At 60.2% G+C, this 21,801-nt stretch carries 19 protein-coding genes; all 19 read left to right on the top strand.

Going from position 1 to position 21,801, the window contains the following annotated elements; all coding sequences use genetic code 11:
* Positions 1 to 1,713, top strand: coding sequence for a GspE/PulE family protein (locus EH55_RS09760; RefSeq protein WP_037977233.1), 1,713 nt, complete (start codon positions 1 to 3; stop codon positions 1,711 to 1,713).
* Between the two features lie 13 nt (positions 1,714 to 1,726).
* Positions 1,727 to 2,143 carry a hypothetical protein gene (locus tag EH55_RS09755; protein ID WP_037977230.1) on the top strand — a complete coding sequence of 139 codons (417 nt, stop codon included), beginning with the start codon at positions 1,727 to 1,729 and terminating at the stop codon, positions 2,141 to 2,143.
* Entirely contained in the window at positions 2,118 to 3,038 is a 921-nt protein-coding gene (locus EH55_RS09750) for a hypothetical protein (protein ID WP_037977228.1), read from the top strand. The genes EH55_RS09755 and EH55_RS09750 overlap by 26 nt, the downstream gene beginning before the upstream one ends.
* A gap of 143 nt (positions 3,039 to 3,181) precedes the next feature.
* Positions 3,182 to 3,754 carry an elongation factor P gene (gene efp / locus EH55_RS09745; RefSeq protein WP_037977225.1) on the top strand — a complete coding sequence of 191 codons (573 nt, stop codon included), beginning with the start codon at positions 3,182 to 3,184 and terminating at the stop codon, positions 3,752 to 3,754.
* A gap of 41 nt (positions 3,755 to 3,795) precedes the next feature.
* Positions 3,796 to 4,242, top strand: a complete 447-nt coding sequence (locus tag EH55_RS09740; protein WP_037977223.1) for a CD1247 N-terminal domain-containing protein — start codon at positions 3,796 to 3,798, stop codon at positions 4,240 to 4,242.
* A gap of 51 nt (positions 4,243 to 4,293) precedes the next feature.
* Entirely contained in the window at positions 4,294 to 4,758 is a 465-nt protein-coding gene (locus EH55_RS09735) for an Asp23/Gls24 family envelope stress response protein (RefSeq protein ID WP_037977222.1), read from the top strand.
* A 71-nt stretch (positions 4,759 to 4,829) separates the two neighbouring features.
* Positions 4,830 to 5,303: a hypothetical protein gene (locus tag EH55_RS09730; RefSeq protein ID WP_037977221.1), complete on the top strand. Its 474-nt coding sequence runs from the start codon at positions 4,830 to 4,832 to the stop codon at positions 5,301 to 5,303.
* Between the two features lie 9 nt (positions 5,304 to 5,312).
* A complete protein-coding gene (gene nusB / locus EH55_RS09725) occupies positions 5,313 to 5,837 on the top strand; it encodes a transcription antitermination factor NusB (protein ID WP_051682810.1) in 525 nt (174 codons plus the stop codon).
* Positions 5,834 to 7,069, top strand: coding sequence for an exodeoxyribonuclease VII large subunit (gene xseA, locus EH55_RS09720; RefSeq protein ID WP_037977219.1), 1,236 nt, complete (start codon positions 5,834 to 5,836; stop codon positions 7,067 to 7,069). Before nusB ends, xseA begins: the two co-directional genes overlap by 4 nt.
* Entirely contained in the window at positions 7,066 to 8,088 is a 1,023-nt protein-coding gene (gene mtnA, locus EH55_RS09715) for an S-methyl-5-thioribose-1-phosphate isomerase (RefSeq protein ID WP_328286374.1), read from the top strand. The genes xseA and mtnA overlap by 4 nt, the downstream gene beginning before the upstream one ends.
* A gap of 6 nt (positions 8,089 to 8,094) precedes the next feature.
* Entirely contained in the window at positions 8,095 to 9,342 is a 1,248-nt protein-coding gene (locus EH55_RS09710; protein ID WP_037977214.1) for an adenosylhomocysteinase, read from the top strand.
* Position 9,343: 1 nt separating this feature from the next.
* Positions 9,344 to 10,621, top strand: a complete 1,278-nt coding sequence (locus tag EH55_RS09705) for an amidohydrolase (protein WP_037977212.1) — start codon at positions 9,344 to 9,346, stop codon at positions 10,619 to 10,621.
* Between the two features lie 159 nt (positions 10,622 to 10,780).
* Complete coding sequence (gene alaS, locus EH55_RS09700; protein ID WP_037977210.1) at positions 10,781 to 13,432, top strand: alanine--tRNA ligase; 2,652 nt, start codon at positions 10,781 to 10,783, stop codon at positions 13,430 to 13,432.
* Positions 13,429 to 13,854: a Holliday junction resolvase RuvX gene (ruvX, locus tag EH55_RS09695; protein WP_037977207.1), complete on the top strand. Its 426-nt coding sequence runs from the start codon at positions 13,429 to 13,431 to the stop codon at positions 13,852 to 13,854. The genes alaS and ruvX overlap by 4 nt, the downstream gene beginning before the upstream one ends.
* A gap of 16 nt (positions 13,855 to 13,870) precedes the next feature.
* Complete coding sequence (mutS, locus tag EH55_RS09690) at positions 13,871 to 16,450, top strand: DNA mismatch repair protein MutS (RefSeq protein WP_051682809.1); 2,580 nt, start codon at positions 13,871 to 13,873, stop codon at positions 16,448 to 16,450.
* Positions 16,447 to 18,162, top strand: coding sequence for a DNA mismatch repair endonuclease MutL (gene mutL, locus EH55_RS09685; protein ID WP_037977204.1), 1,716 nt, complete (start codon positions 16,447 to 16,449; stop codon positions 18,160 to 18,162). Before mutS ends, mutL begins: the two co-directional genes overlap by 4 nt.
* Positions 18,163 to 18,262: 100 nt before the next feature.
* On the top strand, positions 18,263 to 19,315 hold the full coding sequence (miaA, locus tag EH55_RS09680) for a tRNA (adenosine(37)-N6)-dimethylallyltransferase MiaA (RefSeq protein ID WP_236617107.1): 1,053 nt from the start codon (positions 18,263 to 18,265) through the stop codon (positions 19,313 to 19,315).
* Positions 19,312 to 20,145: a 4-hydroxy-3-methylbut-2-enyl diphosphate reductase gene (gene ispH, locus EH55_RS09675; RefSeq protein WP_037977202.1), complete on the top strand. Its 834-nt coding sequence runs from the start codon at positions 19,312 to 19,314 to the stop codon at positions 20,143 to 20,145. Before miaA ends, ispH begins: the two co-directional genes overlap by 4 nt.
* A gap of 17 nt (positions 20,146 to 20,162) precedes the next feature.
* Positions 20,163 to 21,755, top strand: a complete 1,593-nt coding sequence (locus EH55_RS09670; RefSeq protein WP_037977200.1) for a S1 RNA-binding domain-containing protein — start codon at positions 20,163 to 20,165, stop codon at positions 21,753 to 21,755.
* The last annotated feature ends 46 nt before the right edge of the window (positions 21,756 to 21,801 follow it).

Raw genomic sequence — 21,801 nt, 5'->3', positions numbered from 1 at the left:
GTGGGCGGGCACTCTAAGGTCGTCCCACTCGGCGAGATTCTCGTCAACGCCGGCGTGATCTCCCGGGAAAATCTTCACGCAGCCCTCGAAGAGCAGAAGGTCTCGCGCCTTCGTCTCGGCGAAATTCTGATCAACGACGGACGCCTGACCGAAAATCACCTCGCCGACGCTCTCTGCGAGCAGCTCGGCCTGCAGCCGGTCAACCTTTCTGTTGTGAAGCCGCAGCAGGAAGCATTGGCCGCGGTGCCGGAGAAGGTCGCGACCCGCTTGAACGTACTGCCTCTTAAGCTCATAGGCAGCGACAAAATAGCGATAGCGATGTCCGACCCGCTGGACATCCACGCGGTCGACGAAATATTCCTGCTGACGAACAGGGATATAGAGATACGCGTCGCTACTCCCGCCGATATACGCAAGGCGCTCGTGAATTACTACAGAGTCCAGTCGAGCGTCCGCGACGCGATGGCCGACGCGATGAAGCGGGGGACCGGCGGAGATGTCTCCGACGTCGTAACGATCTCCCAGGCTAAGGCGCAGGACGTCGCCGAGATAGGAGCGGACGCCGCGCCAGTCGTCCGCCTTGTGAACAGCATCCTTGAGCAGGGCGTGCGCGAAAAGGCTTCCGACATTCACGTCGAGCCGGCCGAAAAGATGACGCGCGTGCGCTTTCGCATCGATGGCACGCTCTTTTCCGCAATAGATATCCCGACGAACCTTCATCTGCCGCTCGTCGCGCGCATAAAGATTCTAGCCGGCATGGATATAGCTGAAAAGCGCCGCCCACAGGACGGACGTATCCTGATAAAGGTGGCCGGCTCGCGCATAGACCTGCGCGTATCGACCCTGCCCTCGATTTTCGGCGAGAAGGTCGTCCTTCGTCTGCTCGACCAGGACAATGACAAGGTAGGAATCAAAAAGCTCGGCTTCAGCGACGGACAGGAAAAGATGCTTAAAGATGCCGTATCGGCGTCGAACGGCATCGTCCTCGTCACCGGGCCCACGGGCTCAGGCAAATCGACTACGCTTTACTCGCTGCTTGAGATTCTGAACCAGCCTACGAAAAATATCATTACGCTCGAAGACCCCGTAGAATATACGATAGCGGGGTTGACCCAAACCCAAATCAATGAAAAAATCGGCCTCACGTTCGGCGCCGTGCTGCGCTCTGTTCTGCGTCAAGACCCCGATATAGTAATGGTCGGAGAAATCCGCGATACCGAAACCTCGCAGCTGGCGGTACGCGCGGCTCTGACGGGACACCTTGTGCTTAGCACGCTGCACACGAACGACGCCCCGACCGCGATAAACAGGCTGCTCGACATGGGGGTCCCCCGCTACCTCCTCTCGTCGTCGGTGCGCGCGGTGCTCGCGCAGCGCCTTGTGAGGAAGCTCTGTCCGCACTGCAGGGAAAGGTTGCAGATAACCCGGGCTCTCGAGAGGGAGACGGGAATCTCCGCCGACAGAGTCGTCTACGCGCCTAAGGGCTGTCCCGAATGCCGCTTCACAGGCTACAATGGGCGCACCGTCGTCGCTGAGATAATGCCGGTGGACCGGAGGCTGCGCACGATGATAAGCGAGGGCGCTTCGGAGCAGGAAATACGCGATCACGCGCGCCGTCTGGGCATGACGACGATGCGCGAGGATGCACAAGCAAAGGTAGAAGCCGGAATAACAAGCATTGACGAAATGTTGTTTACAACGATGACGGAATAGGGGTGTCCAGCTGATGCGGAAATTTTCTTCTATAAAGGAAACTCCGCGCGCCGTTGAAACGGTAGCGGCGGAGAGCCCTTGCGCTCCTGCGGCGACGGCAGCTTTCGCTGTGCATAATATGCCTAAGGTTACGGCGCGCGGCGGTTTCCTGCTTGCGGAAGCGCTGGCGGCCGCGGCCCTCTCGCTCGTCGCTCTGCTTGTCGCCTTCTCGATGCTTAGCTGGGTCGTCCGCTTCTGTGCGGTGGCCGAAGCACGCCTTAAATCGGAAGAAAACGCCGCGCTGGCTCTCGCGCATCTTTCCGCTCACAGCGACCCCGGCGGCTATGCCGTGAAACGCGGCAGCTGCGAAATCTGCGGCAAGATAACGGCGGCTTACTACAGCCTGCCCGACTCCGACGACAAAAATGCGCTGCTGTGGCCGGACCCTTAAACTCGGCCGGAGCCGCGCCTTTTTCATCGCCGAGGTACTGCTTTCCGTTTTGATCCTCTCCCTAATTTCGGCGATCTTTTTCGCCCCTTTTAAAAACGGGATGCATCTGCTGCGCCTGCTGCGCGACCGGCGCATAGCGCAGCAGCGCATCCTCACTATCCGCGCGATTCTGGGGGCTCCGGCGCGCTTCTGCGCGCTCGGCGTCCCCACAGGCGCTCAGGATTACAAAGAATCGCTGGGCTCGCGCAGCGGACGCTTTTTCAGCTGGGCCGGCCCCGTCTCCGTAGTAAAGGGAAAGAACGGCGAGGAGGGCGGCTGCCTGAGAATCGTTTTCGCCTATCCGCTTTCGTGCCGTACCAGCGCGGAGCGCACCGTTGGGAAGAGCGCGAGCTCGGTCGGCTTCGACAGGAAGCTCGACGCCGGTTATTTCGACGCGGATATCTACGACAAGCCGGGCTCGGTCAAAAACTGGGTCACCTTCGCGAACTCCGATCCTCCGCGCTCTCCTCTCGTGCTCTCAAAATTTTACGATTATTCGCTCGCGCTGAGGAGCCTCAACAAAGATGAGGTCGTCGTGCCTAAGGGAGAAAGGCTTCTCCTCTTCCGTGTCATGGAATGCTGGGCCGGCGCGGATGAAATTTTTTATACGAACGACTACCGCACCGCCGGAGCTCAGCCTAGGGAGAATGGTATCTGCGACGTGCGATTTTCCGCAGACGGCCAGCTGCTGACCGTCTACGTCGTCGCGCGGGGAGAGGACAAAGATCTTTCCCCGGGGAGGATAGAGGGCGGGGAAAAGTGCACGGCTGAGATTCTATCGCAGTGGAAGGGAAAATCCGAGTACGTACTCTACTGCGAGAAATTCGTCTTCTATATGCCGAACGCGGCGCGCTGAATATCGCCGCATTCACGCCTTTTGCCGAATATTTTCGGCCGTGTTTGATTATACGGCATATTTTATGTTATGATTCTACAGCATGGTCAGAATTGATATGTGTGGGCATCCGAATGTCCGAAAAAGCACGGGGAGGCATTTTTATGGCGCAGGTAGTTGATACGAGCGATTTCCGCCCGGGACTCAAGATAAAATGGGAGGGCGGAATGTGGGTGATTCTCGAATGCTCGCACCACAAAATGGGACGCGGCGGCGCGATCGTGCGGGGCAAGCTCCGCAACCTTGAGACGGGTTCGAGCGTCGACCAGTCGTTCAAATCCGGCGAGCGCTTCGAAAGAATAATTTTCGACGAAAAGCCGGCTCAGTATCAGTACAGGGACGGAGAGGACTACGTTTTCATGGATATGGAATCTTACGACCAGGTGACCATTCCCTCCAACGTGCTGGGCGACGCTGTGAAGTATCTGGTAGATGACCTTGAGGTCAGCTTCGATATGTACGAGGGGCGCGTGATGGGGATAGAACTTCCCAATCAGGTCGTTATGAAGATAACGGACACGCCTCCCGGATTCAAGGGCGACACGGCCTCCGGAAGCGGCAAGCCCGCGACTACGGAAACCGGCCTTGTTGTTACTGTCCCGTTCTTCGTTGAAAACGGCGAGGATATCCTCGTCGACACGAGGACTGGAGAGTATTTAGAAAGGGCGAAGAAATAGGGACAGGCGTACAGCCTTATAATCCGACAGGAGGGGTTCAAATGAGCGCACGTGAGAAAATAGCATATTTGAAGGGTCTTATCGACGGGCAGAATCTGGCTGCCGGTTCGACTGACAAGGCGAAGTTTTACGCAGCACTGGTCGATGCACTGGAGTCCCTGGCTGTCGATATCGAAAAGCACGAAGAAGTCCACGAGGAGCTCAACGATTATCTTGACCAGCTTGACGAAGACGTCTCTAAGCTCGAAGACGATCTCGGCGACTTCCTCGGCGAAGGATACGACGATGATGACGAGTGCCGCGAGCATCACCATCACGACGAAGACGAAGAGGATGGGGATTACGAGGAATTCGACGAGGAAGAGTACGAATCCGTAACCTGTCCGAACTGCCACAACGATTTTTATTATGAACCTGCGATGTACAAAGAAGAAGAGGAGCTCGTCTGCCCGCACTGCGGCAAACAGTTCAAACTGCCCGAAGATTAGCGGCGGAGAGTTTTCTCTTTGACGGGTTTTTAAACAAAGGAGGAGCTGTGTATGGTGGAACCGGTGAACGAAGAAATAATCGCTGACGAAAAGGCCCAGGCCGAACCCGGAGTAGATCAGGCGAATCTGGAAGGCAAGGTGCGTATTTCGGAAGAAGTCATAGCCCAGCTTGTTGCTAAGGCGTTGAGCAGCGTAGAGGGCGTATCGCCGGCGAACCCCGGCCTTATGACGAATCTGAGGCTGGGGCGCAAGACCACGAACGGCGTGCGCATCTCGATCTCCGACGGAGATGCCGCCGAGATCGTCGTAGACGCGTACATTTCGGTGAAGTACGGGCTGAGGATTCCCGATGTCTGCTGGGACGTGCAGGAAGCCGTGAAGGAGCAGATCGAGCGCTTTACCGGCTATTCGATCAAGAGCGTGAACGTTTACGTTCAAGGCATCACCTTTGCCGAAAGCGACGCAGAGGAAGAAAACGGCGAGGAAGCGGCCTCCGACGACGGCGAGAAGGCCTGATTCAACTGTGACGAACACAGGGAGGCCGGTTTGCCATGACCGGCCTCTTTTTTTGAAAGGCGGTGACTGTTATGCTTTTTTTGTGGACAACTACGAAGCTTGGGAAGGTATGGATCGACGGGGACGCGGCCAAGCTCATTATTTCCAGGCGTATCCCGAAGGAGCTTTACGTGCAGGATGTTTCGTTCATAGGCGAGAAAAACCTGCTTAACGCGTATATCGCGGCGCCGGAGGATACCGATCTCGAAACGAGAAAGTCTCTCGAAACGCGTTTCGGCGACCTGTTCGCGAAATCCGGAATCACGGCTCAGCTGAACTGGGTGAATGTAGCGCCGCAGGACAACAGAAAAACGACCCCGCTGTGGATGATGCCCCTTTTCTGGGCGGTCGCAGCCGCGGCCCTCACCGCGCTGTTTCATATGGGCATAAAGGGCATAGTATGGTCCGTTTTCGCGGCGGTGGTAGGGTACGGCGCCGCGTGGATTCTCATCACCGAGGACGGGCGCAAACAAATCGGAGCTTTGAAAGAGCACTTCAGGAGATGATTTTCTTTGATGTCCCGTAAGGCGCAGCTGCGCCGCAGAGCGCGGGAGATAGCGCTGCAGCTCGTATATATGCTTGATTTGAGGTCCTGCCCCTCTGCGGACGAAGCGCTGGAATTATTTCCGGCGGACGAAGCTCTCGAGCTTTTCCGCGGAGAGCTCGTGGAGGAGGGCGAGGCGGCGCCGCCGGATAAGAAAAAATTCCCCTTCGTCGAAGCGTTCGACATTTCGCTTTCCGACGCCGAGCGCGACGAGGTGATATCCTACGCGCAGGAACTCTTCCGCGGCATCCGTGCGGACTACGCGGCTGTGGAAAACGCGGTGCGCATGCACCTTGAAAGCAGATGGCGTTCAGAGAGGCTCGACTCGATAGACAAGAGCATCATATCGCTCGCCGTCTACGAGGGGATAATGTCGAAAAAAGTCCCGCTGAACGTCGCGATATCGGAGGCCGTCTATCTTGCCAAAATTTTCGGCACGGGGGAATCTCCGAAGTTTGTGAACGGCGTGCTCGGACGGATAGCGCGAGGGCGATGAGGGGCGTAAATAACGAGATTCTCACGGTCGACGAGATGACGGCCGGCATTCGGGAGGCGTTGCTGCGCGAGCCGATGCTGTCAAACTTTTCGGTGCGCGGCGAACTTCTCGGCTTCAAACTTCACACGAGCGGACACGCATATTTCACTCTTCTCGGCGAAAACACGCGCGTCGCGTGCGTGCTCTTCCGCTCCTACGCGAGCTCGGTGCTTGTCTGGCCGAAGGACGGCGACGAGGTGCTCGTTCGCGGGCGCATCGACGTCTACGGCGCGCGTGGCTCATATCAGATATACGCTACGACGCTGCTGCCTCTCGGCGCGGGGGCTAAAGCGCGCGCGAAGGCGGCGTTGAGGCTCCGCCTCGAAAAGGAGGGGCTATTCGACGCACGGCTTAAGAGGCCGCTGCCGCGCTTCCCCGAGCGCGTCGCGGTGATAACGTCGCCTACAGGCGCGGCGCTTCAGGACATAATAAAGCTCCATTCTCTGCGCTTCCCCTGCGCCGAGCTTATCGTCGTGCCCAGTCTCATGCAGGGGGTCGAAGCGGCCGGCGACATCGTGAGGGCTTTCGAGCGCCTTCGCGGCATCGAAGGGCTTTCCTGCGCGATACTTGCGCGCGGCGGAGGAAACAGGGACGACCTCGACATTTTCGACGACGAATTCGTGACGCGCGCCGTGCGCCTCTGCCCGGTGCCAGTTATAACGGGGCTGGGACATCAGATCGACAGCACTCTCGCCGACATGGCGGCCGACGCCTACGCGCCGACTCCGTCGGGCGCGGCCGAGAGGCTCTTTCCCGACGGCAGGGCCTTGGGCGCGGCTCTTTCTTCCGCGCGGCAGAGCATGTTCTCGCGGATTTCCGCGCGCCTCAGCGGCTGCGGCGATAATTTGACCGGCGTCGAAGAGCGCCTCGACAGGGCGATAGAGAAAAACTGCCTCGCGCCGGCGTCAGATTTCCTCTCGTCGGTGGAGGGGCTGCTTGACAAAAACATCGGGGCGCGGCTCAAGGACGCCAGCGCTTCGCTGCTTTCCCTCGCGCAGCGCCTTGAGGGGCTCTCCCCCCTTTCCCTTCTTTCGAAAGGTTACAGCATATGCGAGGACCGCCGCGGAAAGATAATCCGTTCGGCCGCCTCTCTTGCGGCCGGCGACTGCGTGAAAATCATTTTCGGCGACGGCTCGGCCGACGCTTCCGTGAGCGGAGTGTCGCTCGGGGGACAAAGAGGGGAGGTCGAATGATGCTGCCGGAAACTATCAAATGGGAGGATAAAAAACTGACGCTGCTCGATCAGCGGCTGCTGCCCTTCGAACTCCGCCGCGTCGTGTGCGAGAGCGCGGAGGAGACGGCGCGCGCGATAAAGGAGATGGTCGTGCGCGGAGCTCCCGCGATAGGCGTCGCTGCGGCTTACGGCCTCGCGCTCGCGGCCGCGAACGGCGGCGATTTCGACGAGGCCGCAAAGCTCTTGGCCGCGTCGCGCCCGACGGCTGTAAACCTCTTCTGGGCCGTCGAGCGGATGAAAGATTTATATCACGCTAACAAGGATAAGCCGAATGATGAAATGTGCCGCGTTATGGAGGCCGAAGCCGTGAAGATCCATAACGAGGATATTGAAATAAACAGAAAAATAGGCTTTTACGGGCAGAGCGTGCTGCCGCGTACGGGCGCGGCGCTGACGCACTGCAACGCCGGAGCTCTCGCCACCGCCGGCTACGGCACCGCGCTCGGCGTTTTCCGCGCCGCGGCCGAGGCCGGCAAGGAGATAAAAATTTTCGCCGACGAGACGCGCCCGCGGCTGCAGGGCGCTCTGCTGACCTCATTCGAACTTTCGAGCGACGGCTTCGACGTCACTGTTATAACAGATTCGACGGCCGCTTTTCTCATGTCGCGCCGGAAGATAGACGCCGTGATAACCGGAGCGGACAGGATAGCGGCGAACGGCGACGCGGCGAACAAGATAGGGACCTATTCTCTGGCGATAGCCGCGCGCTTCCACGGCGTGCCCTTTTACGTCGCGGCCCCGCTTTCGACGTTCGATTTGAAATGCGCGTCAGGCGCGGATATCCCGATAGAATACAGGGACGGCAGAGAGGTGCGCGAGCTGCGCGGCGTGAAGGTAATGCCGGAGGATACGGACGTATGGAACCCTTCTTTCGACGTGACGCCGCGTTCGCTGATAACGGGAATAATAACGGAGCGCGGCATAATCCGCGCGCCGCTTGCGGAAAATATAAAAAAAACGATAGAGGAGGATCGATAAGATAAAATGAGAAACGAATTCAGAATCGCCGATATAAAGCTTGCGCCGGAGGGGCACAGACGCATGGAGTGGGCCTGGGAATACATGCCCGTGCTGAAGCTCATCGCGGAAAAGGAAGCTGCGTCGAAGCCCCTTGACGGCGTCACGGTCGGCGCGTGCCTGCACCTCGAGGCTAAGACGGCCTGCCTGCTCAAGGTGCTGCGCGGGCTCGGCGCGACGGTCGCCGCCGCCGGCAGCAATCCCCTTTCGACGCAGGACCCGATATGCGCGGCTCTCGTCGAAGAGGGCGTCCACGTATTCAGCAGGCGCGGTATGAGCGCCGACGAGTACGGCGACAATCTGCGCGAAATGCTCGGCTGGGACCCGCAGGTGATAATAGACGACGGCGGCGACGTCGTCGCTATGGTCGTCGGCGAACGCCGAGACCTCGTCAAAAACATAATGGGTGGCTGCGAGGAAACGACGACGGGAATCAAGCGCCTCAGGGCGATGGCGGCCGAGGGCGTCCTTCCCTTCCCGATGCTCGCCGTCAACGACGCGCAGAGCAAAAATTTATTCGACAACCGCTACGGCACCGGGCAGTCGGTATGGGACGCGATGCTTCGCACGACGAACCTCATGGTCGCCGGCAAGAGCGTCGTCATCGCCGGCTACGGCTGGTGCGGCAAGGGCGCGTCGAAGCGCGCGGCCGGGCTGGGCGCGCGCGTGATAGTCGTGGAGGTCGACCCGCACCGCGCTCTCGAAGCGCTGATGGACGGCTTCGAAGTGATGAATATGAACGACGCGGCGAAGCTTGGCGACGTGTTCATCTCCGTCACGGGCGATACGAAGGTCATCCGCCGCGAGCATTTCGAAGTCATGAAGGACGGCGTACTGCTTGCGAACGCGGGGCACTTCGACGTCGAGGTCTACGTCCCCGACCTGCGCGAGATGGCGGTCAAGACTTACAGCCCGCGCGCGAACGTCGACACATACGTGATGCCGGACGGGCGCAGGCTGCACCTTCTCGGCGAGGGGCGCCTCGTCAACCTGGCGGCCGGCGACGGTCACCCCGTCGAGATCATGGATCTGAGCTTCGCGATGCAGCTGCTTTCGGCCCTCTATATCTCGCAGAACAAACTCTCCCCCGGCCTTTACAACGTGCCCTACGAGCTCGACCGCCGCATAGCCGAGCTCAAGCTCGAAACGCTCGGGATAACGATAGAGAAGCTGACGCCGGAGCAGGAAGCCTATATGGCGAGCTGGAGGGAATAAATTGAAAAAACTCTACCGCGACGTGATAGTCTGGGACGCCGAATCGCAGGGCGCGCGGCGTTGCGACGTCTGCACCGAGGGCGGAAAAATTTCCGCGGTGAAGCCCGCTGGCGCCTATCCCTTCGGCGCGGCCTACGAGGGACGCGGCGCGACGGCGCTGATTCCCGGCTTCGTCAACGCGCACGGGCACGCGGCGATGACGCTGCTGCGCGGCTTCGGCGAAGACCTGCCTTTGATGGATTGGCTGCGGAAGCGGATATGGCCTGCCGAGGCGAAGCTTGACGGCGAGCTGGTCTATAAGGGGACGATGCTCTCGATACTCGAAATGCTCTCCACGGGCACGACCTGCTTTGCGGACATGTATTTTTATATGGACAGGGTAGCCGACGCGGCTCTGGCCGCCGGCATACGCGCCGGGCTCTCGCGCGGCATCGTCGGCGGCGCGGACGGCGCGGCGAAGCTCGCGGAGAACCTGAAGCTCGCGCGCGATTATAATGGCGCGCAGGGGCTCGTCAACGTGCAGCTCGGACCGCACGCTCCCTATACCGTGCCCTTCGCCCTTATGAAGGACATCGCCGCCGCGGCGAAGGAAAACGATCTCGGAGTGCAGCTCCACTGGCTTGAAACGAAGGGCGAGTGGGGTATGGTCGAAGCCGGAAAGACGATGGCGCCGGAGGAATATCTCGAAAAGGCCGGGCTGCTCGGCGTCAGGCGTCTGCTGCTCGCGCACTGCGTCTGGATCGAAAAGGAGAAGCTGCCCTTCTACGCGCGCGCGAATCTTACGATCGCGCACAACCCGAAGAGCAACTTGAAGCTAGGCAGCGGCACGGCTCCCGTCGCCGCGATGAACGAGGCCGGCGCGAAGGTGGCGCTCGGCACCGACGGGGCGTCGAGCAACAACAGGCTCGACATGTGGGAGGAGATGCGCTTCGCCGCGCTGCTTCAGAAGGGAGTAAATCTGAATCCTACGCTCCTGTCGGCGGAATGCGCGCTGCGCATGGCGACGAGGAACGGCGCGGAGGCGCTGGGCTTCGACAACGTCGGGCTGATAAAGGAAGGCTTCGACGCGGACTTCCTTCTGATCGACCTCGACCGCCCCCACTACGCCGGATGGGACTGCGAAAACCTCGCCGGCTATCTCGTCTACGCTGGCTCGTCGGCCGATGTGATGACGACGGTCGTCGCGGGCGAGACCCTTTACCATAGAGGCGCGTTCTCGAAGCTCGACGCCGCCCGTATAATCGCCGAGGGCGCCGAGGCGAGAAAAAAACTTCTGTAGCGGCGCGCGCCGAAGGGCCGCGCTCTGAAAAAATACCGGGGACTAAGGCCGCCGCGGCGCGTAAAATCAGCGCGACGCGGCGGCGCTTCCTTTGCCTGTGCAATTTCAGGCAAATAATATATAATATCAAGTTAGTCTGATTGGCAGGGGGAAATTCCAATGGAACGCCGCAGCGGCAAAGAATTACGCGAACTGTTTTTAAAGTTTTTCGAAGAGAAGGGCTGCAAAAGGTACCACAGCTTTTCGCTCGTACCCGACGACCCGACGCTTCTCTTTACGATAGCGGGCATGGTGCCCTTCAAGCCGTACTTCCTCGGCCTCAAGAAACCGGAGGTGACGAGGGCGACGACCGCGCAGAAGTGCGTGCGCACGAACGACATAGAAAACGTCGGACATACGGCGCGCCATCACACGTTTTTTGAAATGCTCGGGAACTTCAGCTTCGGCGATTATTTCAAGGAAGAGATAATCCCGTGGGCCTGGGAATTCCTGACGGAGCGCGTCGGCCTCGATCCGAACAGGCTTTACGCGACGGTCTATCTTGACGACGACGAGGCGTTCGATATCTGGCACGAGAAGGTCGGCCTGCCGAAGGAGAGGATATTCCGCCTCGGCGAAGACGACAACTTCTGGGCGGCCGGCCCCGTCGGCCCCTGCGGCCCCTGCTCCGAAATAATTTATGACCAGGGCGAAGAATTTTCCTGCGGCAAGCCGAGCTGCAACGTAGGCTGCGACTGCGACCGCTACCTTGAGATCTGGAACCTCGTCTTTATGCAGTATAACCGCGACAAGGAAGGCAAGCTCACGCCTCTGCCGAAGAAAAACATAGACACGGGAATGGGGCTCGAACGCCTCGCGTCAGTCGTGCAGGGCGCGCCGAACGACTTCGAGACGGACCTCTTCCGCCCGATAATGGAGAAGGCTTGCGAGCTCGTCAACGTTAAATACGGCGAGGACCCTAAGAAGGATATGGCCGTGAAGATCATCTCCGACCACATCCGCGCTTCGGCGTTCATGATAGCGGACGGCGTCCTCCCGACGAACGACGGCACAGGCTACGTGCTCCGCCGCCTCATCCGCCGTTCGGTGCGCTTCGGCAGGCTGCTGGGGATCGAGCGCCCCTTCCTCACAGAGCTTCTGCCCGTCGTGCGTCAGTCGATAGGCGACGAGTATCACGAACTCGTCGAACAGGCTTCGGCGATAGAGCAGGTGCTCAGCACCGAAGAGGAGCGCTTCTCGCGCACCCTGTCGCAGGGCAGCGAGCTTATGTATTCTGAGATAGAAAAATTAGAGGCCGCGGGCAAAAAAGAACTGCCCGGAGACGTCGCGTTCGTGCTTTACGACACCTTCGGCTTTCCGCTCGAACTCACGGAAGAGATGTGCGAAGAGCGCGGTATATCGGTAGACGAGGAGGGCTTCGAGGGCGCGATGGAGGCCCAGCGCGAGCGCGCCCGCGCGGCAAGCAGGCAGACGTCGAGCGTGATGTCGAAGAGCGTATACACCGAGCTCGCCGACAGGCTTGCGCCGTCGCCTTTCTGCGGATACGAGAAGACGAGCTGCGAAGCCTCGGTCGAAGCGATAATCGTTGACGGCGCTTCCGTGGATAGCGTCGCCGCCGGCGCGGAAGCCGAGCTCGTCCTTTCCGATACGCCCTTCTACGGCGAAAAGGGCGGACAGGTCGGCGATAAGGGGACGATCACGGCGGAGGGCGCGACCTTCGAAGTGGAAGACACTCTCTACCCGGCGCCCGACCTCATAATCCACCGCGGCAAGGTGACGTCCGGCGCCGTCAAGCTCGGCGACGTCGTGGATGCCTGCGTAGATGAAAAGCGCCGCGCCGAGATACGGCGCCACCACACCGCGACGCACCTTCTGCACGAGGCGCTGACGCGCGTCCTCGGCAAGCACGTGCGCCAGGCGGGCTCCATCGTGACTCCGACCTTCCTGCGTTTCGACTTCAACCATTTCGCGCCTGTGACTATCGACGAGCTGCGCGAGGTAGAGCGCATCGTCTACGGGCAGGTGCTGAAAAACGCGCCCGTCGTTACGACCGTCATGGCGCTCGAAGACGCGAAAAAGAGCGGAGCGCGCGCGCTGTTCGAAGAAAAATACGGCGACAGAGTGCGCGTGGTAAGCGTGCAAGATTTCTCGACCGAGCTCTGCGGGGGCACTCACGTCAGGAATACCGGCGAGATCGGCCTCGTGAAGATAGTCCGCGAAGAGGGCATCGGTTCCGGCATACGCAGAATCACGGCGGTCGCCGGCTCGTCGTCCTTGCCGCTCTTCCAGAGCTACGGCGCGGCGGTAGCCATGGCCGTAACGATGTTCGGCGGCGACGTCGAGTCGCTGCAGTCAAAGCTCGAAGCGATGCTCGACGAGAAGAAGGTCCTCGAACGCAAGAACCGCGAACTGCAGGTCAGGGCCGCGATGTCCGACATAGAAAACAGCGTGAGGCCGTGCGCGAGCGAGGGCGGGGTCGAGCTTATCATCGAAAAATTCGACAACGTCACTCCGGACCTGCTTCGTCAGATCGGCGACAGGATTCGTCAGAAATATCCGCACGCCGTAACGCTCTTAGCCGGAGTGGGCGAAGAGAAGCGCGTCATGCTGACCGCTATGGCGTCGCCCGAGACGGTGAAGCTCGGAGCGAACGCTGGACAGCTGATCAAGGCGGTAGCCGCCGAGATGGGCGGCAAGGGCGGCGGAAGCCCGGCTCTCGCCCAGGGCGGCGCTCAGAGCTCGGATAAGCTGGATAAAGCTTTCGCGGCGGCTCCCGCGATATTCAAAGAGCTTATGGCGAAGAAAAAATGACGCGGAGAGTCATCGCCCTCGACATAGGCGCCGTCAGGATAGGCGTCGCGGTCAGCGATCCGCTGGGCGGCTTCGCCCAGGGGCTGGCCGTGCTCAGCGCAAAGGGCGACTGGCTCTCAGAGCTTGAGAAAATAATTTCGCGCTACGGCAGCCCGAAGCTTCTGATAGGGCTGCCGCGGCGCACCGACGGCAGCGAAGGCCCCGAGGCCGAACGTATGCGCGAGACTGAAAGGACGATAAAGGAGCGCTTCCCGGAGATCGAGACGGAGTTCTGGGACGAACGCTTCACTACGACGATAGCGCAGCGGGCCCTTTTAGAAGCCGACGTCTCGCGCGCCGGAAGAAAGAAAAAAGTGGACGAGGTCGCGGCGACCCTCCTGCTTCAGTCCTACCTCGACAGCAGGAATGTGACGCTTTCCTGAATAAGAAGGCCCCGAATTGGAACTCCCGTCCGGAATCAAAATGACGCCCATGCTGGAGCAGTATACCTACTGGAAGGACAAGTATCCCGACTGTCTTCTCTTCTTCCGCATGGGCGACTTTTATGAAATGTTCTTCGACGACGCCGAAACGGCGTCGTCGGTGCTCGACATCACGCTCACCTCCCGTTCGAAAGATTCTGAAGCAAGGATACCGATGGCCGGAGTGCCCTTCCATTCGGTAGATTCATATCTCGGCCGCCTTGTCGCGGCCGGCTACCGCGTCGCCATATGCGAGCAGATGACGGAGCCGGACGGCAGGACCCTCGTCGAACGCAGCGTCATACGCATCGTCACGCCGGGCACGTGGATGCCGGAGAACGCCGAAGGCGACGGAAAGATCGCCGCTCTCTCCTTCGCCGGAAAGGAAATTTCCGTCGCCCTGCTCGAATCGGCGAGCGGTTCCCTTCGCGCCGGGACCTTCCAGCTCGAGGGGGGCGTCTCGCTGCTCACGGCTTTCTCTCCCAATGAGATAATTCTGCGTCGCGGACAGCGCGACGAATTCATAAAGAACTGCCCGCTTATCGCAGAGCGCAGTGTCGTCGAGCGCGACAAAGGAGATTTCTCCCCGCAGCAGGCGTCGGCGTGGCTCTGCCGCAGATGGGGGATAGCCTCCCTTTCCGCGATGGGGCTCGACGACAGGGACGAAGCCGCGGGGGCCGCGGCCGCGGCTTTGAAATATCTCGAAGAGACGCAGTTTTCGAAGGCCTCTCATATTACGGCCGTCACGCCTATCCTGCCGCGCGAAAATCTTATACTCGACCAGAGCACGCAGACGAACCTCGAGCTTATCGACAAGGGCGAGACGTCGCTCTTCTGGTCCCTCAACAAGTGCCGCACTTCTATGGGCAGGCGCCTCCTGAAGGAGTGGATAACGTCGCCGCTTCAGGATATAGATGCGATCGAGCGCAGGCAGGACGTGGTCGGCCGCCTCGCGGAGAAGAGAAAGCTGCGCTCAGCGCTTTTCGAGCTGCTCGCGGAGTGCCGCGACATGGGCAAGGCCCTCTCGCGGCTGACTCTCAAGATGGGTTCGCCCTGCGACCTTCTCGCGATAAAAGAGACGCTTAAAATGCTGCCCGAGATAATCTCTCTCATCAAGGAGGACGAAACGCTTTCGCCGCTCGTCCCCGACTGCGACGCCTCGGAGCTTTCGGCTCTGCTCTTCGCCGCCATAGGCGATTCGGCGCCGCGGATGCTGCGCGACGGCGGCGTGATAAAGCCCGGCTTCAGCGCCGAGCTCGACAAGTGGCGCGACGTCGCGGCGAATTCTTCGTCCCGCCTAGCCGCGTTCGAGGAAGGGGAGCGCGAGAGGAGCGGTATAAAAAATCTCAAGGCCGGCGTGAACAAAGTATTCGGCTACTACATAGAGGTGCCGAAGGGCTCCCTGTCGCGCGTGCCGGCCGATTACATAAGAAAACAGACGCTCGTCGGCGCGGAGCGCTTCATCACCGAAGAGCTGAAAAAATTCGAAGATGAGATCTTCCGCGCCGAGGGGGAGATTCAAAGCATAGAGGCGAAGCTGTACGCCGAGCTCGTCGAGCGTACGCTCGACGCGTCGGCTTCCGTGCAGCGCGGCGCGAACTTCATCGCGGAGCTCGACAGTTTCGCGTCGCTCGCCGCCGTAGCGGACGAACGCGGCTACACGCGGCCGAAGATAGACATGAGCAAGGACTTCGTCGTGAAGAACGCGCGCCATCCCGTCGTCGAGCTGACGCTGGGGAAAAATCCCTTCACGCCGAACGACTTCAACTTCAGCGCGGAGAACGGACGCAGGATCGCGCTTATAACGGGCCCGAACATGGCCGGAAAATCGACCTACCTGCGCATGGCGGCCCTTATCGCGATAATGGCCCATATCGGCTCCTTCATACCGGCCGAGAGCGCGAAGATCGGGCTCGTCGACCGCGTTTTCACGAGAATCGGGGCGCGGGACGAGCTGGCGCGCGGACAGAGTACCTTCATGGTCGAGATGGTGGAGACTGCCAACATCCTGCGCCATGCGACGGATAGGAGCCTTATAATCCTCGACGAGGTCGGGCGCGGCACCTCGACCTACGACGGCCTCAGCATCGCGTGGGCCGTCGTCGAATTCCTGCAGGGGCAGGAACACGCCAAGCCGCGCGTCCTCTTCGCGACCCACTACCACGAGCTGACGCAGATGGCCGACCTGCTGCCGGGGATAGTGAACCTCAGCATGGGCGTCGAGGAGAGCGAGCGCGGGATAGTTTTCCTGCACAAGATCGTCGAAGCCCCCTCCGACCGCTCCTACGGCATAGAGGTGGCGCGCCTCGCGGGAATACCTTCCGCGGTGCTTCGCCGCTCGCAGGAGCTGCTCGCCAAGTTCGAGGAGGAGGGGGCGCAGAAGAACGAAGAGATGAAACAGTCGCCGCACAGCCAGCTGACGCTCTTCGACGTCAGGCAGGAGGCGATACTCGAAGAGCTCGCCGCCTGCGACCCCGACAACATGACGCCCCTTTCCGCGCTCGAGCTCGTCAGCCGCCTGCGCGGCGAGAGCAGAAAGGTGCTTGGCTTCAAATGATAAAAAAACTCGCTGCTGATATTTCTATGAGGATAGCCGCGGGCGAAGTGATCGAACGCCCATCGTCGCTCGCCAAGGAGCTCATAGAGAATTCGCTCGACGCGGGCGCGCGCTCGATATCCATCCAGACCGAGCAGGGGGGAAAAAATTCCTTCGTGATAGAGGACGACGGCTGCGGCATCGCCTTCGAAGAGCTCCCGCTCGCGCTCGAGCGTTACGCGACGAGCAAGATATCCGATATAGAAGACCTTGAGAGAATCTCGACGCTCGGCTATCGCGGCGAAGCGCTGGCGAGCATCGCCGCGGTGTCGCGTATGGAGATCCGCAGCAGGGCGCGCGGCGCGGAAAGCGGCGGCGTCATCCGCTGCGAAGCGGGAGAGATAACGCTGCACAGCGAAACGCCGGCGAAGAGCGGCACGCGCGTGCAGATAGACGATCTCTTTTTCAACCTTCCGGCGCGGCGAAAATTTCTCAAAACCTCCTCCGCCGAGCTGCGCCGCATCGTTCAGATAGTGAACGACTACGCGCTGATACATCCAGAGGTCGCTTTCCGCCTCTCCGAAGAGAACCGGAAAATATTGGAATACGGAAACGCGGAGAGCGTCGACGAATGTCTGCTGCGGCGCTGGGGCAGGCAGACGAGGATCTACCGCTCTCAGGCGCAGAGCGGCGCGTTGTCCGTGCGCATCTGGTGGAACCCGGCGCCCGATTCGCGCAGAATCGCGGTAACGCTCTTCGTCAACGGCCGCCGCGTGCAGGACGCCGCGGTGCGCGCGGCGATCGTCTCTCAGGACGCCGCCTCTTACGGCGAATGGCTCGTGCTCATAGAGCTGCCGGCCCAGGAGGTCGACGTGAACATCCACCCGACGAAGGAGGAGATTCGCTTCCGCAGGAGCGGCGACGTCTTCAAAACGGTGTACGACTGCGCAAAGGCGCTCTTCGCGCAGAGGCTTTCAATAAATACCGGGCCGGCCGCAGCCTGCGGCGCGCAGCGCGGCGCGGGAGGCCTCCCGCCGCAGAGCGCGCCGCAGGAGTGGAGCTTTTATAAAAAAGAGCGCTGGCGCGCCGCTACGCCGCTCTCCCCCGCGGCGGTAGAAAATATATTCACGCCGGCCGCAGGCGCAGAGGGCGCGGCGATCGCTTCAGAGTTCACAATAGAGGGTAAAAATTACATAGGGCAGTCCGCGCGCGGTTTTCTGATATTCGACTTTCCCGACGCCCTCTGCATAATCGACCCGCATGCGGCGCACGAAAGGATATTGTACGAAGAGATATGCGCGGCCTTCAGCGAGAACGCCGCGCTCCAGCAGCTGACGCTGCCGCAGGAAGTGCCTCAGGCGGTCGCCGCGGAGGCCGAGCTCTACCGAGGAGAGCTCGAAAAGCTCGGCTTTCTGATAAAAGAGGGAAAGGTGACGGCCGTGCCGGCGATAAAGGGCAAGGGACACCTCTCGCCCATAGACATGCTGCGCTCAGCTCTGCGCGGCATAGAGACCGAAAGCGACCCTGCGAAGCGCGACCGCGAAGTCTGGTGGAGGATGGCGCGCCTTGCCTGCCGCGACGCAGTGAAGCTCGGCCGCCGCTTCGAGCGCGAAGAGGCGGAAGAGCTCCTGGCGCGCCTCGAACGCTGCGAGACCCCCTACACCTGCCCGCACGGAAGGCCGACGGTCTTTCTGATAGAAAACAAAAAACTCTTCGAATGGTTTGAAAGGTAAAAATACAAAGAAGCGGCGTGCTATTATGATACAATTTTCACGCAGGTCGATCGATACGGGGACAGGGGGATTATCATGGCTGTTGCGGACATTTTAAAGAATGCGGGCTTCTGTCGCTCCTTTCCCGCGGGACGTCGGAGAGCATTTCGCCTTATGGGATGCGGTCGGGGCGATAACTGGTTGCGGCATATTCCTTCCGTCCATGGATAACGGCAAAATCCCCGCCATTGCGATAATCGGGCCGACTGCGGTTGGCAAGACGGATTTCAGCCTCCCGCTCGCCGCCGCGCTCGGAGCGGAGGTGATATCGGTCGATTCTCGCCAGGTCTACCGCTATCTTGACGTAGGCACCGACAAGGCGCCGCGCGAAGTGCGCCGAAAGATCATCCACCACCTTATCGACGTAGTGGACCCGGACCAGGTCTATTCTGCAGCGGATTTTGCCGCGGACGCGCTGAACGCTGCACGCCGCATCGCCGCTCGCGGGCGCGTGCCGCTCCTTATCGGAGGGACGCCTTTTTATTACCGCGCCCTTGAGGGGATGCTTTCTGAGTCTCTGCCGAAGGATGAAGAGGTCCGCTCCGAGCTTGGGCGCGAGATACGCGAGAGGGGGCTTGCGGCTTTGCACGACGAGCTCGCCGCGGTCGACCCGCAGGCCGGCGCTAAGATTCATCCGAACGACCCCGTGCGCACGATGCGCGCGCTTGAGATTTTCCGAATCACTGGCAAAAGCGCGTCGTGGTGGTACGGGCGGCAGAACAAGATGGAATCGCCTTGGGATATTTTATATATCGGGCTCACGAGGGAGCGCGCGGCCCTTTACGAAAATATCGCGCGCCGCGTAAAGGAGCAGTTCGCGAGCGGCTACCCGGAGGAGGTCGAGTGGCTCCTCGGCAACGGCTATTCGCCGGAGCTTCCGGCGCTGCAGGGCTTCGGCTACCGCGAACTCGTCGAATACCTCGGCGGCAAATGCACGCTTGCCGAGGCGATCGAGGGGGACATCCGCTCGACGAAAGCCTTTTCGCGCAGGCAGATGACGTGGTTCAGGCATTTTGAGCCGGCGATATGGTACGACTTCGGCGAGACGCCGAAAGAAAAGGCCGTAGAGGACGTGCTGCCGCGTTGTCTGAGCCATCTGGGGCGCGCGCAGTGAAGATTATAATCGCGGAGCCGACGGGCCTATGCTTCGGGGTGAAGCGCGCGATAACGACGCTCGAAGAGGCGCTGAAAAGATTCGGCAGAGTCTACGCTCTCGGCAGCCCGATACACAACCCGCAGGAGATAGAGCGCCTGGAAAACTTCGGCCTCGCCGTCGTCCACGAGCCGAGCGGCGTTCCGGAAGGGGCGGTCTCCTTTGTCCGCGCGCACGGCGTGACGCCGGAAATTTTTGCCGCGCTGCGCGAAAGGAGTGCTAATATAATCGACGGCACGTGCCCTTTCGTAAAAAATGCGCAGGAAAGGGCGAAAACTCTTTCCCAAGAGGGGTATATCGTGATAATATTAGGCGACGTATCCCACCCCGAAGTCAGGGGGATCGTGGGCTGCGTCTCCGGGGAGGTCCACGTGCTTTCCGGCGCGGCGGAGATAACGGAGCAGTTCCGCGGCAAACGCTGCGGAATATTGAGTCAGACGACGCAGCGCGTCGAAACATTCGCCGCGCTGGTTGCGGGATTTGTATCTACAACTCCCGAAATAAAGGTATATAATACAATATGTCGTGCTACTCTCGCGCGCCAGCAGTCTGTCCGCAGGCTTGCCGGCGAGGCGGAAGGCATAATCGTTCTTGGCGGGAAAAACAGCGCCAACACGAGAAAGCTTGCCGAGATAGGCGCAGTTTCGGGTGTGCCTACGCTCTGGATAGAGCATGCAGGGGAACTGGAAAGGAGCTGGGTGCGGGACAAGAGGGCGATTGGAATAGCCGCGGGAGGCAGCACTCCCGATTGGCTGATGAAAGAACTGATCCAAAAATTAAAGATGATGTAAGCAGGAGGATGTTGGGTATGGTCGACGAGCTTCGCACAGAAGACGCAGCAGTTGAAAACGAAACACCGGAAAAAGAAGAAACAATGGAAGAGATGATGCAGCAGTACACCGAAGCGATGAGCGACATCCATCGCGGCAGTGTTGTCGAGGGCACAGTGGTCGACGCGCGCGAGGACGGCTGGCTTGTGGACGTGGGCTACAAATGCGAGGGCTTCCTGCCGCGCAAGGAGTGGACCCACAGGGTGCTCGTAGAAGAGACCCAGGAGCCCGTTAAGGACGACAAGGTCAGAGTACAGATAACGAATATGCCCACAGGCGAGGATTCTCAGCTTGGGCTGTCGCGCTGGCGCTGCGAGTTCGACGAGCGCTGGAACAAGCTTGAGAAGGAAGCGGAAGAGAACGAAACTGTCGCGGTCAAGGGGCTCCGCAAGGTAAAGGGCGGCCTGATCGTAAGCTGCTGCGGCATAGAGGGCTTCATCCCCATTTCACACCTTACGCAGGAGGGGCACGGCATCGCGCCGGGAAAGCTCGTCGATCAGGAGTTCCCGGTCAAGCTCATTGAAAAAGACCGCAGAAAGCGCCGTCTCGTATTCTCACGCCGCAGCCTCATCGAAGAGGAGCTTGCGGGAATCCGCCAGGCCTTCTACGAGCATGTCCACGAGGGAGACGTACTTGAGGGGGACGTCAGCAGCATCACTTCATTCGGTGTTTTCGTCAATCTGGGCGCTATGGAAGGGCTCGTCCACATCACCGAGCTTTCCTGGCAGCGCAGCGCTAAGGCCAAAGATATCGTATCAAAGGGCGACCACGTGAAGGTAAAGGTCATCGGCATCGACAAGGAGAACAACAGAATCTCTCTATCGCTCCGCCAGACGCTTGAAGATCCGTGGACGACGGCGGCTGAACGCTGGACGCCGGGAATGGTCACAGAAGGCACGGTCACCAACCTTACAGACTTCGGCGCATTTGTTGAAATAGAGCCCGGCGTGGAGGGCCTCATCCATATCGGGGACCTGAGCTGGACGCGCATCAAACATCCGAAGGAAGTACTCAAGAAGGGGCAGAAGGTCGAAGTTTCGATCATAGAAACGGACAAAGAGCGCAAGCGCATCAGCTTGGGCTACAAGCAGCTCCACGATCCTTGGAAAAACGCGGTTGAGAAGTACCCGAAAGACGCGGAGATTCCCGTTAAGGTCGTCCGCCTCGCGGACTTTGGCGCGTTCGTCGAACTCGAGGAAGGTGTAGAGGGACTCATCCACATATCGCAGCTTTCCACTCAGAGGGTCGAGAACCCGAAAGATGTCCTCTCGGAGGGACAGGAGATCACAGCCCGCGTGCTCGAAGTCAACCCGAGCGAGCGCAGAATCCGCATGAGCCTCCGCCCCGCTAACGAAGAGCCCGTGAGGCGCGAGCGCCCGCTGCGCGACGAGCGCCGCGGAGAGAGGCCGGCCGACGTAGGCGAAGGGCGTCGGCAGCACGACGACCGTCCGCGCCGTCCGCGCCGCGAAGGCGGAGAGCGCAGACGCCAGGAGAACCATAACAGCGCGCTTCCGCAGGAGGAAATGAACTTCTCGATCGGCGACCTGCTCAAGCAGAAAGAATCCGAATAAATTTTTAAGAGCGGCAGAGAAACAAGCGAGGCCCCGCTTATTGAGC

The organism is Synergistes jonesii (assembly GCF_000712295.1).
In the GTDB taxonomy this organism is placed as follows: domain Bacteria; phylum Synergistota; class Synergistia; order Synergistales; family Synergistaceae; genus Synergistes; species Synergistes jonesii.
The sequence above is the reverse complement of the archived record's forward strand: the minus strand, read 5'-3'. Positions and strand labels throughout refer to the sequence as shown.

Bases quoted from the DNA above. Each gene is read 5' to 3' on its own strand.
- EH55_RS09755 (WP_037977230.1), top strand. From the start codon at position 1,727: ATGCGGAAATTTTCTTCTATAAAGGAAACTCCGCGCGCCGTTGAAACG.
- EH55_RS09750 (WP_037977228.1), top strand. From the start codon at position 2,118: ATGCGCTGCTGTGGCCGGACCCTTAAACTCGGCCGGAGCCGCGCCTTT.
- efp (WP_037977225.1), top strand. From the start codon at position 3,182: ATGGCGCAGGTAGTTGATACGAGCGATTTCCGCCCGGGACTCAAGATA.
- EH55_RS09740 (WP_037977223.1), top strand. From the start codon at position 3,796: ATGAGCGCACGTGAGAAAATAGCATATTTGAAGGGTCTTATCGACGGG.
- EH55_RS09735 (WP_037977222.1), top strand. From the start codon at position 4,294: ATGGTGGAACCGGTGAACGAAGAAATAATCGCTGACGAAAAGGCCCAG.
- EH55_RS09730 (WP_037977221.1), top strand. From the start codon at position 4,830: ATGCTTTTTTTGTGGACAACTACGAAGCTTGGGAAGGTATGGATCGAC.
- nusB (WP_051682810.1), top strand. From the start codon at position 5,313: ATGTCCCGTAAGGCGCAGCTGCGCCGCAGAGCGCGGGAGATAGCGCTG.
- xseA (WP_037977219.1), top strand. From the start codon at position 5,834: ATGAGGGGCGTAAATAACGAGATTCTCACGGTCGACGAGATGACGGCC.
- mtnA (WP_328286374.1), top strand. From the start codon at position 7,066: ATGATGCTGCCGGAAACTATCAAATGGGAGGATAAAAAACTGACGCTG.
- EH55_RS09710 (WP_037977214.1), top strand. From the start codon at position 8,095: ATGAGAAACGAATTCAGAATCGCCGATATAAAGCTTGCGCCGGAGGGG.
- alaS (WP_037977210.1), top strand. From the start codon at position 10,781: ATGGAACGCCGCAGCGGCAAAGAATTACGCGAACTGTTTTTAAAGTTT.
- ruvX (WP_037977207.1), top strand. From the start codon at position 13,429: ATGACGCGGAGAGTCATCGCCCTCGACATAGGCGCCGTCAGGATAGGC.
- mutL (WP_037977204.1), top strand. From the start codon at position 16,447: ATGATAAAAAAACTCGCTGCTGATATTTCTATGAGGATAGCCGCGGGC.
- miaA (WP_236617107.1), top strand. From the start codon at position 18,263: ATGCGGGCTTCTGTCGCTCCTTTCCCGCGGGACGTCGGAGAGCATTTC.
- EH55_RS09670 (WP_037977200.1), top strand. From the start codon at position 20,163: ATGGTCGACGAGCTTCGCACAGAAGACGCAGCAGTTGAAAACGAAACA.